12 protein-coding genes are annotated in these 15,254 nt (G+C 42.1%); 9 read left to right on the forward strand and 3 right to left on the reverse strand.

What is annotated here, in order from left to right:
• Positions 1-52 precede the first annotated feature (52 nt).
• From MNR06_RS05570 to MNR06_RS05580, 3 genes are all read right to left on the reverse strand, one after another.
• Positions 53-1,030, reverse strand: a complete 978-nt coding sequence (locus tag MNR06_RS05570; protein WP_243539809.1) for an HNH endonuclease — start codon at positions 1,028-1,030, stop codon at positions 53-55.
• Positions 1,031-1,371: 341 nt separating this feature from the next.
• Complete coding sequence (gene ybeY / locus MNR06_RS05575) at positions 1,372-1,809, reverse strand: rRNA maturation RNase YbeY (protein WP_243539817.1); 438 nt, start codon at positions 1,807-1,809, stop codon at positions 1,372-1,374.
• A gap of 9 nt (positions 1,810-1,818) precedes the next feature.
• A complete protein-coding gene (locus MNR06_RS05580) occupies positions 1,819-4,224 on the reverse strand; it encodes an HD family phosphohydrolase (RefSeq protein WP_243539820.1) in 2,406 nt (801 codons plus the stop codon).
• A gap of 98 nt (positions 4,225-4,322) precedes the next feature.
• Here MNR06_RS05580 and mazG point away from each other — a divergent pair, with 98 nt between their 5' ends.
• The 9 genes from mazG to MNR06_RS05625 all read left to right on the forward strand — a co-directional run bounded on the left by mazG (position 4,323) and on the right by MNR06_RS05625 (position 15,236).
• Positions 4,323-5,141 carry a nucleoside triphosphate pyrophosphohydrolase gene (gene mazG / locus MNR06_RS05585; protein ID WP_243539822.1) on the forward strand — a complete coding sequence of 273 codons (819 nt, stop codon included), beginning with the start codon at positions 4,323-4,325 and terminating at the stop codon, positions 5,139-5,141.
• 135 nt (positions 5,142-5,276) lie between these two features.
• The gene (locus tag MNR06_RS05590) at positions 5,277-7,397 is read left to right on the forward strand and encodes a zinc-dependent metalloprotease (RefSeq protein WP_243539836.1); all 2,121 of its coding nucleotides are present in this window, start codon (positions 5,277-5,279) and stop codon (positions 7,395-7,397) included.
• Positions 7,398-7,760: 363 nt separating this feature from the next.
• Positions 7,761-8,834, forward strand: coding sequence for a hypothetical protein (locus MNR06_RS05595; protein WP_243539838.1), 1,074 nt, complete (start codon positions 7,761-7,763; stop codon positions 8,832-8,834).
• 11 nt (positions 8,835-8,845) lie between these two features.
• Positions 8,846-9,463, forward strand: a complete 618-nt coding sequence (locus MNR06_RS05600) for a PilZ domain-containing protein (RefSeq protein ID WP_243539853.1) — start codon at positions 8,846-8,848, stop codon at positions 9,461-9,463.
• Positions 9,438-10,142, forward strand: a complete 705-nt coding sequence (locus tag MNR06_RS05605) for a MotA/TolQ/ExbB proton channel family protein (RefSeq protein WP_243539855.1) — start codon at positions 9,438-9,440, stop codon at positions 10,140-10,142. The genes MNR06_RS05600 and MNR06_RS05605 overlap by 26 nt, the downstream gene beginning before the upstream one ends.
• A gap of 73 nt (positions 10,143-10,215) precedes the next feature.
• Positions 10,216-10,761, forward strand: coding sequence for an ExbD/TolR family protein (locus tag MNR06_RS05610; protein ID WP_243539857.1), 546 nt, complete (start codon positions 10,216-10,218; stop codon positions 10,759-10,761).
• 4 nt (positions 10,762-10,765) lie between these two features.
• The gene (locus MNR06_RS05615) at positions 10,766-11,260 is read left to right on the forward strand and encodes an ExbD/TolR family protein (protein ID WP_243539859.1); all 495 of its coding nucleotides are present in this window, start codon (positions 10,766-10,768) and stop codon (positions 11,258-11,260) included.
• Positions 11,261-11,264: 4 nt separating this feature from the next.
• On the forward strand, positions 11,265-14,972 hold the full coding sequence (locus MNR06_RS05620) for a tetratricopeptide repeat protein (protein WP_243539861.1): 3,708 nt from the start codon (positions 11,265-11,267) through the stop codon (positions 14,970-14,972).
• A gap of 15 nt (positions 14,973-14,987) precedes the next feature.
• A complete protein-coding gene (locus MNR06_RS05625) occupies positions 14,988-15,236 on the forward strand; it encodes a hypothetical protein (RefSeq protein WP_243539863.1) in 249 nt (82 codons plus the stop codon).
• Positions 15,237-15,254 lie beyond the last annotated feature (18 nt).

Below are 15,254 nucleotides of genomic sequence, written 5' to 3' on the forward strand. Positions count from 1 at the left end.
CAAAACGCTTATTTTTTGATCACTACAATCTGGTTGGAGCTTGCCGTTAACGCTAATTTACACCGAAAGATTTTAAATTTTTCTCAGTTTTATATTTGTATCGATTATGCTCGCCGCATAGAACCTGGAGATTAGACATTGAGTTCATGCCTCCAACCCACTTAGGCATTTTATGGTCTATTTGCAGAGCAAACGTACTTCCACATTTCCTCCCGGTTTTATAATTAATGAACTGACAACACTTATCCCTTTTTAAAATTAAACCGCGAAGCTTCGGAGTAACTGATTTTCTATCCACCACCGCATCGGTGGTAATCATTGCTGGTTTTGAATCTTTTGTTTTAATTAAACTCTGATCTTTTGAGATCGCCTGAGATTTATCTTTAATTTTAGTCGGCTTGAACTTTTCATTTAAGTATTGATCAGCTAGGAACTCAATTACATCCGTCATAGATGCAGTTCCACCTCCTTGCAAAAGAATATGAGCAGCAAGGTCTTTACATTGAAGAAGCTTTTCATATTGTGCTTTAGAAGGCGTAACTTCCAAACGGACGGACTCATCTTTTTGCATGCGCTGAAAATCATATTCTTTAAGTGGCAAATCCAGAACTCTAGCAAGTTCATGCTGAGTTTCTTGCGTGGTTTTGCCAATAACTACTTCTATTAATTCCTGCTTTTGCGACGCGCACACTTTTTCGCCGGAAATTTTTTCTTTTTCTTTGATAGAACGAGACAACTCACCGATCTGCGAAAGATTCAACGACCCTTCCTGAATAAGCTCTGCAACCTGAGGAACATCACGAAGCAAACGAGCTGCTTCAAGTCTGCGCATTGCAGCCGAACCAGAATAGCCAAGTTCTTTTGTCAGATACTCATAAATAGAAGAATACGCTTTCCCAAGGTAAAGCTTACGAGCATCAAATTCACGAATGTGCTCAAGAATCACATGCAAAAGCTTACGCTCTTTATGAACAAGATCCTTAAGACGAACTTCAAGTTCCATATTTGATAATCGTGAAAGTGAATCCATAAGAAACCTCCTCAAGAAGTAAGGAAGGTATATCATGAGTTTTCAGAGTGAAATTTTCGAAGCTCTACGAATGTAGACTTAATTAAGCACTAAACGCTCTAATCCAGCCTACATTTAGTGATCTCGCTCAAAACGAATTTTGAAAATTTAGAATGAAATTAAAAGAAACAGCGCCATTCCGTTGATTAGAAAAACCCGTCAAGCTTTTCACGCATGACAAAAAAGATATGACACCATGAGAAACCGATGCGGTGGTAGTTTAAAGTGAAGAACGATTATCACCAGACAAAAGATAGATCATGCTTTAAAAAAAATGTGAGCAGGAGGTAACCTGGCCCCCCCTACTTCCCTACCAACTTCTCAAACACCGCATCTTGAATTCCAAACATCTCCGCGGCATCTTTCTCACTCGTTTCATGATCATAACCAAGTAAGTGCAAGATCCCATGAAGGAGCATATACCCAAGCTCCAGCTGATAAGTAAGTCCGTGTTCTTTTGACTGGCGTTTCAGCACAGCCGGACACATCACCAACTCTCCTAAAGAGCTGGGATCCATTGAAGCAAAACTCAAAACGTCAGTGGCATAATCCTTATCACGGAATTCTTTATTCAGTTTCTTCGCAGCTTTGGGTTCTAAGAACACCAAAGTTAATTCTTGCGCCGAAGACTTAAAGATCTTCTTCTTCTTCAGCTCCTTAACCACAGCATCACAGAACCCCGCAATAAACTTACGAGGCACAGGAACTTTTGCTTCATTCACAATCTGCAGCTGCAACATAGAAACCTACTACGAAGGAGTGTGACCCACATCGCCCAAACCACCGCCGGCACTGCGTGGATAGTCGATGCGTTGATGGTAAATACCAAGTAAAATGCGCACGAAGGCCGCTTCTACTTTTGAAATGTCTTTCAGAGTTAAATTACACTCATCCAGCTGAGCATCTGAAAACTTACGCTGAATGATGTTACGAACGATATTTTGCAAACGCGCTGGTGTTGGTTCATCTAACGAACGGGCAGCCGCCTCGATACTATCGGCCAACATACATAAAGCAGATTCACGGAACTGAGGTTTCGGGCCTGGATAACGGAAGTCATCGTCGGCAATCTCTGGATCGTCTTCTTTTTTAAGATCTAATGCCTTGTTATAGAAATAAGAAATCAACGTGGTCCCGTGATGCTGAATGATCCCATCAATGATCGGCTTACCCAGCTTAAACGTCGTACCCATTTCCACCCCATCTTTAACGTGGGCAACAAGCAACGTTTTACTCATGAACGGCGAAATATGATCATGAGGATTCTGGCCTGGTTTTTGATTCTCGATAAAGTAATTCGCGTGCTCCATTTTACCGATGTCGTGATAATAGCACATTACTTTACCAAGCAATGGATTTGCACCGATCTCTTCCGCGGCAGCTTCCACCATCGAACCGACCATCATTGAGTGATGATAAGTCCCCGGCGCCTTCACAATCATTTCTTTCAGTAAAGGATGGTTCAAATTACTTAGCTCAAGAAGCTTAACGTCCGTCGTATAGTTAAATACTGTTTCCAATAAAGGAATAAACATCATTGCTACCAAAGCGCTGAAAATACCACCCAAGAAACCCAGCGGAATCGAGAACAAAATCTCTTTTAACCCACCCGCCTGATCGTACTTCGTCATAGTCAGAATAAATGCAATCATTAAAGCATTGATCGCACCCGTTCTTACCCCAGCAAAATAAAGATCATTACGCGTTTTGCAGTTATAAACCCCGCGGGCTGCAGCGATACCGCCCACAAGACTGATAAACATAAAACTGAAATTATAATCAACCATGATCCCTAGGCACACCGACATAAAGGCCGTGAAAAGCCACACGATTTCGCCGTAAGAAATTAAAAGACCCACCAGCATCGGAGCCGCCGCTACCGGAGCCGCAAACAAGAATGCCGTCGGCGGAATCAAATGCCCTAGCTTAGAAGCAAAAGCGGCATCAATCATGAAAAGATAAATCTTCGTGAAGAAGACAACCCCAAAGGCGATCAACATCATGACTGAAACGTCTTTAAACTCGATACGCACTTTGTTGATAGTAAAACGCTTCAAGTACGAAAAGAACACCATAATCGCCACCGACAACATCAGAGCCATCGATAAAGCCATCAGGTCCTTACGCTTGTCTGTACGAATATTCTCGATCTCGCGAATCACGGCCATCTGAAAGGGCTGAACCACAGACCCTTGAGAAATAATGCTCTGATTCTTCTTAATCGTGATCGTCACAGGGATAACCGCATCCCTAGCCGCTTGACGACGGGAAGCTGTTTCTTGCTTATTTAAAGTTAAATTAGGAACCATCAACGAACGAGCAAAATATAATAAGTTCGCTTGATCGCTTTCAGAAAAACGATTTAGATCTTTCTTATCAGTGAATTCAAAATTCTCTGGAACTTGTAGATCTAAAATCTCGCTGCGAGAAATGGGAAACTCTCGACCCAGATTGTTCTTATGGACAACTCGGCCCAGGACATTCATTTGGTTTATTGGAATAAAACGATCCGGAGCCTCAGCAATTTTGCCGTTGTACCAGTTTTCTAGATTGCGCATCACTATGAATTCAACCTTGGGACTGAACTTAAGATCAATCAGCCACTCAAACATGAAATCAGAAACGCCTACACCCAGTTCTTTTTCAAACTGCTTTTTATGCTGAAAGAAGTCTTTCACCTTCGCGCGATGTTCAGCCGCATTTTTAGGCCACTGAGTTTCACGGTAATAGGCGCGCATTGAACGGAAAGCATGCATTAAGTTTGTCGACACACGCTCAAACACACCAGTGTCATAGTCGTAAACCACCGGAACAGAAAACTCTGACTTAAGACGCTTTTCTTCCGTAGTAACTTCATCGATCATTTCAAATGCCAACGGAGAGCTGACATCAAATTGCGCCACATCCCCAACGGCGAAGTTATAAGGAACATCTAATTCATAGAAAATTGTGTAGGATAAAAGAACGCAATAAAGAAAGATCAAAGCAGCGCGACGGATGAAAAACTTTTCTTCCATGAACTGCACAGCACGCCCGAAAAAAGTCTTTTCCAAACCAATGGAATCAACCCAGTCCAAGAATTTTAAACTGTGATCTTCATAGTTAACGCGAGTCGCGGGACTCTCGCCTTTTTTTGTGTTTTTTCCTCGCTGCATATCAGTTATCTACCGTATCAAGTTTTGCAAAAGTTGTCGAAATCACTCTGCAATTGTGCTAGCAATAAAGAGTTTCCATCAGAAAGTCGAGGCTCCGCATGGCACAAACTCCAAGCAACTTACGTCAAATTGAGTCCTTAGTCGAGATCGTATCGCGATTACGCGGCCCTGACGGATGCCCTTGGGACAAAGAGCAAACCCACGAAAGTTTGACTCAGTACGCAATTGAAGAAACCCACGAACTTGTAGAAGCCTTAGAATTACCGCAAAGCCAAAGCAATAAAGACCAAAAAATTAAGGAAGAGCTTGGGGACGTGCTTTTCCAAGTGATCTTGCACTCACAACTTTCAAAAGAACGTGGCGCTTTTGGCATTGAAGACGTGATCGAATCTATTTCAGAAAAATTAATTCGCCGTCATCCCCATGTCTTCGGTGATACGAAGGTTGCAGATACTGCCGAAGTTATCAAAAACTACGACGTCATTAAAAAACAAGAAAAAGCTCTTTCGCAATCTTCCCCCTATTCGCTTGATGTTCCTCCTCTGCCGGCCTTGCAGCGCGCCTATAAAATCGGTAAGCGAACAGAGAAATTGCAATTCGATTGGGACGATGCTGAAGGAGTCATGGTTAAAGTCGAAGAAGAATTCGAAGAACTGAGAGAAGCCTTGGAAGAAGGCAGTGAAAAAGAAATTGAACACGAACTGGGGGATGTTCTTTTTTCTTTAGCGCAACTGGGACGTCACTTAGAAATGGAACCCGAACAAGTCTTAAGAAAAGCCAACTCCCGTTTTGAATCCCGCTTCGCAAAAATGGTCGAACTTGCCACCCAAGATCAAAAAGACTGGTCGCAACTAAAGCTCGAAGAAAAAGAGCAATACTGGCAAAAAGCGAAGGAATTGCTTAAAGCCAAAACCTAAGATTCCTGGTACGCCCCTTGCTCTTAAAACTCTCCTGAAACTGAGAGGCAATAGGCTGGATTTGAGCCGTAAATCGGATCCCGTTTTCGCCTAAAATCTCTAATTTTAGACAGTTGCCCCTATTTAGGAGAAAACGTGAGTATCTGGAATCGTACCTCTGCATACGTGATTTTAAGCTCTTTATTCCTTATTTCCTGCACCCAGGAAAAAGAGACTATCGTTATAAAAGAAGCCCTTCCGCCGGCTAAAATCGAAGCTTCAGCCACTGTCAATAAGAACCTCGTGACCTTTGAAAAAGCCTCTTTAGGAAAGCTTTTTATGCTGATCCCGACGGTGATTGATAACTCTCGATCTGCAGCGCCTAATCTGCACAAGCCCCAACTGATTACTTTCGAAAAAAATGGCGATCGCGTCGCCGTCTTCAACCAGACAATTCAAAACAATGTCGACTCAGTCACAGCAGATCAACTATTGCAAACGTTTGCAGTAGTTCAAGAAACCTCTGACAAAATCGTTTTTGATATGGCCCAAGGCTTTTTATCAATGAACTATGAAGCGGGTTTAGAAATTTTGATTCCTCAGATCTATACTGATATCGAATTTAACAATCAAAATAGAAAAGAATCCCATCTGGTGCTGAAAGACGCCTATATTAGCACTTTGTCGGTTGCCGGTAATGCAATTCGCATGAAACAAGTCATTCGCGTTGTTGAAGACTTTGTAAATCCCATGGTCGAAATTACGAAGGAAGAAAAAGAAAAATTAGAAAAAATGGCTATCCGCAGACCTGAAAAAGTCGAAAGCAGCAAAACGGTCTTTTTCGAAATTAAACCCTACGTGCCCAATAAAAATTTTAAATCTAAGACCTATGATGCAGAAAATCGTTTTGGATTTTTCGTGAACAACACTTTCGGTGGCGTCGGCGAATCTGACATGAAGGCCGTGATCACACGCTGGAGTGTCGATCCTAAAGACGGAGACATTCGAGTCTTGGTCGATAAGAATGTCCCAGAGAAAATGAAAACAGCCGTAGCTGATGGAGTTCACTACTGGAATCGCGCTTTAGGCCGCGATGTTCTTAAAGTCACTTTCAACCATGATATCAAAGAGCCCCAGCAGGATCGAACCATCGTCATTAATTGGATTAAGTGGGATGATTCATTTAGCGCCTACGCCAATGTTCAAACGGACCCTCTGACTGGGGAAGCCATTCGCGGTTACGTTTACATGACATCCTCTTTTACTAAAAAAGAAGTGTCAGATGATTGGCAAAAAAACAGCGGCTTCGCAGCTGGAAATCTATGTGGGTTGATTGTAGATCGCCCTTTGATTGAACAAGAAGATTATGTGCGCGAAGTGATCGCCCACGAAATGGGACACATTATGGGGCTACGCCATAATTTTGCAGGAAGCTTTAATGCCGAAGCCACGGATGAAGAAATTCATGCTGCCGTTGAAAGAGCTGCAAAAGGTGACAACTCAAAACCTGTTCCAGTCTCAAGCTCTGTGATGGATTATATGACTGCTGAACCGACAATGGTTTCGGGCGGTGCTATTAAAAATGCTCTGCTATCTTACGACAAAAAAGCTATTGAATGGGGCTATGCTAATATCGACAGTCCTCGAACAGAACATAGTTATTGCTCTGATGAACATTGGCTTGAAGCCCACTCAGAAGGTAGAGAAATTGTGGGCTGCAATCGTTTTGATCTTTACGGCAATATCTTTTTTGCTCCCCGAAAAGAGTTTTTAGAAGCAGCCAAGGCACAATTACTGAGTTCAGTAGAGGTCTTTCTTGCTTATAAAGGCACAGGTTTTCCACTTAAGTACAAAGAGCAAGTGCAACTAACTTGGAATCCAGAATTTTCATTCATTGAAATTCTGTATAAAAATAAAGAAGAAAAAATTCCTGTAACCATAGACTTTATCATCGACAACTATCTTAGCTCCTACATGCTGTGGAGAAGAGACGGTCCTTCATTTACAGAATACAGTCCTGAATTGACGGACAATTTATATCTTTCTCAGCTTAATGAATTGGGTGGACTTTCAGGATATCTGAATTCGTTAAAACCCGATTTTACGAAACTCACGATGGAAATCGTAAGTAGCGAACAGCTAGAGAATTTGACGGGATTTGAAAAGGCGCTTGTGGTTGAAAACCTTCTTGAAGCTGCAGCGAATTTAGAAAATGAAGCGCAGGAAAAAATAGAAAAGCTTATTAAGCGCGATGAACTTCGCTCTTCTTTTAAATAAAAATCAAACTTCGCAGTTGATTCAAATTGACTGCGAAGACCTGTCTCAACTCGACAAAAGATTAACTTTGAGATGACAAAAAGTTTTTCGCAATCGAGCAAGTTCTCAGAGTTGCGCATAGTTAGCGAGTTTTTTGAGATCCAAGTTCGAAAATATTGTCAAAAGTCTTGCCAGAAGAATTTTTTTAAAAAATAGTGTGATTTAGCAAACATCAGTACTTTCAGCCACTTACATTGCTTCATTTTAAGACTCGTTTGAAATAAAAAAGCAATTTTAGGTACTTACCCCAAATTTCATTTTTCACACAGTTTGAACGAAACTGACTTCACACAAAGCTGGTGGGGCTCAGGGAGGGCAAACCGTATGTTTAATCATGTTGCACGCAAAGCAGTTACATTCGCTTCCGCGGTAACGCTTCTAGCAGGATGCCAGAAGAGCACGGATTCTTTCACGCTCTTAAAAGATGGCTCTGATTATAAGCAACAAGCTGTCTTCATTCCTAAGAAGATTGATATTCTCTGGGTGATCGATAATTCAGGCTCAATGGATACTTCGCAAAATAACTTAGTATCTAATTTCCAGTCTTTTATCTCTCGCTTCAATCAACAGAATTACGACTTCCATATGGCGGTTACGACAACTGAAGCTTGGGAAAAACAATTTAATGCTAATAGTTTAAAGGCCCGTATCAAGGATGGTGCGGTTCTTCAAAACAGTCCAAGAATCGAAACTCATTCAGGCGTGTTTGTTATGGATAAGAACACTCCTGATTTGAACAACGTATTCGCTACTAATATTAAGCAAGGAACGCTTGGTAATGGTGACGAAAGAGCTTTTGAAAGCTTCAAGCAAGCCTTGAAAGAACCATGGAATGTGGCATTCCGTCGTGATGACGCTTTCTTAGCTGTTATCTTGGTGAGTGACGAAGAAGATTTCTCTCACTCTACTTCAAGCTTCAAGGAAGATTATAACAATCCAAACCTTTACACAGTTCAAAGCTATGTAGACTTCTTGGATACTTATACAAATGCAGCAGTTAACGGTAAAAACTATTCAGTCAGTGTTATCACTGTTCCGGATACAGCTTGTCGTGATGCGCTTTCTTCTGATGGTTTCCAACGTAAGATCTCTACCCGTCTGCCACAATTGGCGGATCTAACTTCGGGTGTAAAAGGATCTTTGTGCAGTAACTTCGGTGATACTTTAGAGTTGATCTCTGATTCTATCATCCAACTTTCTGCAGTCTTCAAATTAGCTCGTGAACCACAAGTAGATACAATCAAAGTTATCGTCGATGGAGCTGAAATTCCTAACGATGCTACCAATGGATGGACTTACAACGCTAGCGACCTGACGATCACCTTCCATGGAAGTTCGGTGCCGGGAGCTAACTCAAACATTCAGATCGACTACTATCCGACGTCGGTCAAACTCTAAAGGGACTTAGTATGGGTGGGGTACAAACAGTCAATTCGGAGCAATGGTACATTCTTCGTGGGGAAATGAAATACGGTCCCTACGAATACAGTGCCCTGATCCGCATGATTCAGATGAGTGAGCTGCAAGACTACAACTATGTCTGGGCTGCTCATTTAGAAAATTGGACACAGGTGGGAGATCTTCAAGAGTTCTCTAAAGACCGTTTGTGCCGTTTGATCGAAACTCAAGACCACTTGTCTGGTGCTTTTCTAGAAAGAAAACACCCACGCGTGAATCTTGAAACACCGGTTTATGCTCATAATGAGCAGGCTTGTTTTGACGGCCACACACTCAGCGTGAGTGAAAACGGAGCTTTGGTTCTTTTAAATGATCCTTTGCTTCAACCAGGTCAAAAAATTCTTCTTCATTTCAGAGCCTCTGAGGTTAATCCTCAAGGATTCAATGTTCTTTGCGAGGTTATTCGTAAGAATTTCTCTAAGCAAAGACTCAATGTAAAATCAGGGCTGCACTATGCTGTTCGTTTCCTCCAAGTGCAAGACCATGGCATCACTCAGTTAACAAAATGGACACGCGGTGGCGTTTCCAAGGAGGAAACAAAAAATGGCATTCTTAAACTTCATGAATGATTCCGGGTTCGTCGGTTGGTTGATCCTTATGGTAGGGATCGGCTCGCTAGTGCTTATTGGGGAACGCGCACGCGCTCTTTATAAGCTTTACGGAATGAATGTGGAAGAGTTCACTAGCAAAGTTCAAAACTTGATCCTTGCTAAGAAAACAGATGAAGCTCTTTTGCTTTGCGCTCAGTTAGAAAGCAAGCCTTTGGCTCGCGCTTTCAAAACTATCATTGAAAAAGCGGATCGCGATGACGATACGATTTTCCAAGCTCACGATATCGCGTTAAGCGAAAACGTGCCGTTCTATACTAAACGTCTTCACTATCTTTCAATGCTTGCGAACGTAGCAACGTTGTTAGGTCTTCTTGGTACGATCCACGGTCTTATCCTTTCGTTCCAAGCGGTGGCGACTGCCGATCCTGCACAAAAACAAGCTTTGCTTGCGCATGGTATCTCGGTATCGATGTATACAACAGCATTGGGTCTTGCGGTGGCAATCCCTGCGATGGTGTTCTTCTCTTTCTTGACTGCCCGTCAAAACCAATTGATCGAGCAATTGCAAGAGAAGTGCTCTAAATTAACAGAGCTTCTAACTAGCGCACATATCCCGAACTTGACTCGTCAAAACGTATTCCCTGATCAAGCAAAGGCGCCAATGACGCCTCCAACTCCAGGCTCTAAGGTTTCTTAATCTTAAGCAGGAATTGATTGAAGACACTCCGGACTGCAAAACCGGAGTGTTCACCAAATGGATGGGTGGGACTATGAGACGCGCAAAAAAAATTAAAATTAATCATCACAGTGAGTTCGAGCTCGATTTAGCTCCGTTACTTGCGGTTATGGTTAAACTAGTACCAGTACTACTTGTATCTTCGGCCTTCGTGCAAATGATGGTGATCGAAACTGAATTACCTCAAGTTGTGAACGAAGCTATCCAACGCCAGGAACAAACTCCACTTCCGACCAATGTGGCTTTAGAAGTTGATGCTAAAGACGGCATTCGCATCGTGATCACTGAAAAAGGTCAGGAAAAAGTGGAAACTATTCCACTAAAAAATGGCGCATTTGATTTTGAAACTCTTCACCAGAAATTGGTGGCGGTAAAATCAGCACATCCTGAAATTTTTAAGCTTGAGCTTAATCCGGATGGCAAGGTTCCTTACAACGAGATCGTAAAAATCATGGATGAAGCCCGCCAGGCCCGCGACATGAAAGTGAAGTTCCCAGTGTTTGATACCAAACAAGGTAAGAACGTGGAAACAAACTACATGTTCCCGGAAATTATTTTCACCAACACTATGGAAGGTTAGTTCTATGTCACGCCGTACACGCTTTGAACCGAACTTAAATAAGAACTCAACCTTCACCTTAAACATCACGTCAATGACGGACATGTTTACGATCATGTTGGTGTTCCTATTACAAACCTACTCTACTGCAGATGTACAAATCATTCCTGCAGACAAAGTAAGATTGCCTACTTCGGCTTCGATGACGAATCCGACGGAATCAATTAAACTTTCATTGTCCGAAGATGCTTTAAAGATCGATCAAACGAAGATTGCTGACGTTAAAAACGCAGACTTCCTTCCACAAGATCTAGAGTCTTCAGACACTAACTTCATTAAGCCGTTATTTGACGAACTCGATAAGCTTGCTAAAACCTCCACAGAAAAACATGTGAAGGATGGAAAAATCTTACTTCAAGCGGATAAGGATCTTCCTTATGCGACTTTACGTAAAGTGATGTACACAGCATCAATGGCCGGCTTCCCGCAGTTGAAACTTGTCACCATGGTCGGAGAATAAGTTTATGATCAGAACAGTGATTCTGCTTCTAGCATTTCATCTTTTTTCCATTTACTGTCTTGCTGCTGATAAAAATGCCAAAGGACTTTTACCTGAAGTGCGCATGAACTCAGGTAGCGAACAGGATAATGAAAAGAAAGCTTTCAGCAGTGAGATTATGATCACTCGCTCTGAAAACAAGGCTATCGAATCACTGCAAGGGATCTTAAAAAAGAAAAAAGGATCCCCTGAAGAAGTGGATCTTTGGTACCGTTTGGCGGAGCTTTACATGCGCCGCTCAAAATCAGGCCGCTTCTTTGACCTTCATCAGGATACAAAGCTGATGAAGCTTTCGCCGTTTCCAGTTCCTAACGAAAGAGGATCTGACGCGGTAAAACGCGCTATTAAAATCTATACTAAGATTGAAATGGAATTCCCGTCTTTCAGACAAATGGATGCCGTTTTATTTAATAACGCCTTCGCGAATCAACAAATCTCTCAATACAAAGCCTCTGAAGTTCTTTACTACAAACTTCTAAACCGCTTTCCTAAGTCACCATTGATTGCCGATGGTACTTTGGCAGTGGGTGAACTTCTTTATGACCAAGGTAAATTTAAAGAAGCCTTGGAACATTTCCTAAAAGTAGAAAAATTCCCCCACAGCCGCGTTTACTCTTACGGTATGTATAAAGCCGCTTGGAGTTATTACAACATGCGCGACTCTGAAAACGGGATCCGCAAATTAGTTACGGTCGTAAAATCAAACCCGCCTCTTCAAGATGGTGAAGTTCCAAATAATCGCCACAACCTACGCCGCGAAGCACTTCGCGATTTGACTGTGTTCCTTGGCGACACTTACGAAGCTGATAAATTGTATTCTTTCTTTGAAGAAATCACTAATGAAGAAGAACTTGGTCAGGCGATGACTGATCTAGCGAAACTTTATGATTCCCACAGTAAATATAAAGAAATGAATATTTTCTTGGGTGACTACCTTGAAAGACGTCCTACTGGATCTGATGTTGTTAAGTCTCACCTGCTATTGGTTAGCGCCAATGAAAGCCTAAAGAAAAGAGACAAGGTCATTTCCCACATGCAAACAGCTAGCGACCTGTGCCGCAAAGACTCTACTTGGAGAACTTTGCAAAAACCTGTTGAAGCAAAAGTTGCCTGTGAAGAAGATTTCCGCCGTGTCAGCCTTGATATGGCTAAAAAATGGTGGGAGATCTGGCTTAAGAACAAACAAAACATGGAGTTCTCTGATCTAACTCAACAGTTATTCGGATTGATCCTTGCTAACGAAGATGCATCAAAACCGGACTTAAAAACCCGTTATGCTTATGCAGAGCTTTTATTCCAATTGCAAAAGTATGACGAAGCCAGCGTTCAATACAAAATGGTGGGCGATAAAGCTTCTGAACCGACAATGCGCCATGATTCAAACTACGCTTCCCTTTATTCAAAAGAGAAAAGCTTAGAAAAAGCTAAAACTCCATTGAAAGAAGCTGAACGTAAGGAACTTGCAACTCGTTACTTGACTTTGCACCCTACTGGTAAGTTTGCGACATTGGTTAAATTTAAAATGGGCCATATCGCTTACGAAGAAAGCAATTACCCAGAGGCTGAAAAGTGGTTGACTCCCCTTGCTTCTATCAAAGGCAATGACGAGATTAAAAAGAAATCTGAAGACTTGATCCTAGATATCTTAAACATCCGTAAAGACTTCACAGGTATTAAGAACTTCTCTAAACAGGTGATGGGTTCTACTTCTGACGATGCCCGTAAGAAAAACATGGGTAAAATCTTAGAAGAAGCTCACTTCACGGAAGTTCAAGAGTACGCAAAAACAGGTAACAAAACTGAAGCTGCAAACCGCCTGGTTGCTTACGCAAAAGAACACGAAGGTTCAAAACTTTCCCAAGATGCTTTATGGCAAGGCTTAAGCCTTCTTTATGCTGAAGGTAAAGTGTTTGATGCGGCTGAGTTATCAATGAAATTCGTTTCGAAGTATCCAGAAGACAAACGTAATTTGGATGCTTTAAAAGAAGCGGCAAAAGCTTACGCTGATGTTGGCCAGATTTCAAAATCAGCGCAAACTTTAGTGAAAATTGCGGACCTAGATAAGAAAGGCCGTAACACTCACCTAGAGATGGCTGCAGATATCTATTTACTTGAAAAGAAAACCAAGGAAGCTCGTTCTGCGTACCAAGGTATTCTTGCGGCAGCAGATTCTAAAACTCTAGAAAGAATCTATGGCAAACTTTTGGATTCATATAAAAATGAACCAAATTCAAATGAGCTAGATAAATTGCAACAGCAAATCCTTGCAAAAGGTATTGAGCCGTTCACTACTCAGATCATAATCTCTCGCGCTAGAAGACTTTTAGAACAAGGTAAAGACACTCAAGCTTTTGACCTTGCGATGAAAGCCAACGGCCGTGATGTAAGTGCTGAGGTTCGTGCGGAAGCTCGTTTAATTCAAGCCCGCATTTTAGAAAATGAATTGGCTAAACAAAGCGTAAAAGCACGTGAAGAAAAATTCGCGATGGTTCTTTCACTTAAAACAGAGAAGCTTGATAAAGCCCACACTGCTTATTACAGCACTTTGAAAATGAGTAAAGATCCATATCAACAGCTTGAAGCTATGCGCGGTATCGACCGCTGCTATGGTAACTTCATTGAAAGCTTACAAAGTATGCCATTGCCTGCTTCTTTAAGCCCAGCAGATCAGGAAGCTTTAAGAGCTGAGATCGCTAAGATGACAGCTCCGATCCAAGATAAGAAGAATGAAAACGAAGCGAAGCTAAAAGTTCTAGCGGCTTCCAAAGGCCAAGGTGCTAGCACTGAAAGAACTTACGCCAATATTCGTGCGGATCAAACAGTGACTCCGCAAGTGCAATATCCTGCGCCTGAAAAAATGGCGGCGTTCTTACCTGCTTCCTCTGACTTCACGATCGGTAAGGTGTCTCAGTTTGATACTCGCACGGCGAAAGCCTGCAGCAAGACTGCAGTCGCGGCTAGAAATTTCACTGCTGCCTCAGCATTGGAAATCGCAGGAAATTGTTATTCTTCTAGACAGTACGAGACTGTAGAGAACCTTGGTCTAGAGCTCGCTAAAGCTCCTGAAACGCGCGCCCTGGGCTTATTCTACGCAAGTCTTGGTGCCGAGTCGAAAGGCTACACGGACAAAGCTTTGTGGATGATTGAGGCTTCATTGAAGTTGCAACCAGAAGCAGCTCCATTCGTGTATCAGAAAGCAAGACTAGTCTATAAAGAAGATGGAATCACTTCGGCGATGCCGTTTTTCGAAAAAGTTCTAGACATGCAAATGCCTTCGACAGAAATGAAAACTTTCGCTGCGGTGAAGGCATTCTCAGAGGGAGATTTTACGAGCGCAGTTGATAAATTTTCTGCACATTCAAAAGAAAGTTTGTATACTTTGAATGTAGGTATCTTGTTAAGTGAGGCTTACGCGCAGAAGGGTGAAGTCGAAAAAGCTCTAAGCACAATCAAAGATTTGCTTGGAATGAAAAAAGACAACACAGACTTCTTGTTACAACAAGCGCACTTGCTAGAGACATACAAAGGAAGCCCGACGCTCGCGTTGGATTCTTATGAAAGAGCTTTAAAATCCAGTCAGCAAAGTGAATTGCGTGATTGGTTAGGTAAGAAAATACAGTATTTGAAAACACAAAACAAAGTCGGTCAGCACGTAATCTCGGGAGACTTGTAATTATGGAGGATTCAAGTGAAAAGAATCATCGCAGCGATGATCCCTTTCCTTCTTCTGAGTGCTACGACTGCCTTTGCCAAACAAAGAACAGTCCGTAAAGTTCAAGAAGTCAATTTCGGTGACATGAGCCTCAAAGGAACGATTCGTAATCCTGATGGCGCCTACCTTGTGCAAAAAAGAGGTGTGAAATTCATGCCTCTTTATGATGTGCAGAAGGATATGGATGGCCGTATTCGCGAATCCGCTCTTTATTTAAATCAATAATCTGATTTGGGGTTTATC

This window comes from Bdellovibrio reynosensis, assembly GCF_022814725.1.
GTDB classification, from domain to species: Bacteria; Bdellovibrionota; Bdellovibrionia; order Bdellovibrionales; family Bdellovibrionaceae; genus Bdellovibrio; species Bdellovibrio reynosensis.

Bases quoted from the DNA above. Each gene is read 5' to 3' on its own strand.
- MNR06_RS05605 (WP_243539855.1), top strand. From the start codon at position 9,438: ATGGCATTCTTAAACTTCATGAATGATTCCGGGTTCGTCGGTTGGTTG.
- mazG (WP_243539822.1), top strand. From the start codon at position 4,323: ATGGCACAAACTCCAAGCAACTTACGTCAAATTGAGTCCTTAGTCGAG.
- MNR06_RS05600 (WP_243539853.1), top strand. From the start codon at position 8,846: ATGGGTGGGGTACAAACAGTCAATTCGGAGCAATGGTACATTCTTCGT.
- MNR06_RS05595 (WP_243539838.1), top strand. From the start codon at position 7,761: ATGTTTAATCATGTTGCACGCAAAGCAGTTACATTCGCTTCCGCGGTA.
- ybeY (WP_243539817.1), bottom strand. From the start codon at position 1,809: ATGTTGCAGCTGCAGATTGTGAATGAAGCAAAAGTTCCTGTGCCTCGT.
- MNR06_RS05580 (WP_243539820.1), bottom strand. From the start codon at position 4,224: ATGCAGCGAGGAAAAAACACAAAAAAAGGCGAGAGTCCCGCGACTCGC.
- MNR06_RS05615 (WP_243539859.1), top strand. From the start codon at position 10,766: ATGTCACGCCGTACACGCTTTGAACCGAACTTAAATAAGAACTCAACC.
- MNR06_RS05570 (WP_243539809.1), bottom strand. From the start codon at position 1,030: ATGGATTCACTTTCACGATTATCAAATATGGAACTTGAAGTTCGTCTT.
- MNR06_RS05610 (WP_243539857.1), top strand. From the start codon at position 10,216: ATGAGACGCGCAAAAAAAATTAAAATTAATCATCACAGTGAGTTCGAG.
- MNR06_RS05620 (WP_243539861.1), top strand. From the start codon at position 11,265: ATGATCAGAACAGTGATTCTGCTTCTAGCATTTCATCTTTTTTCCATT.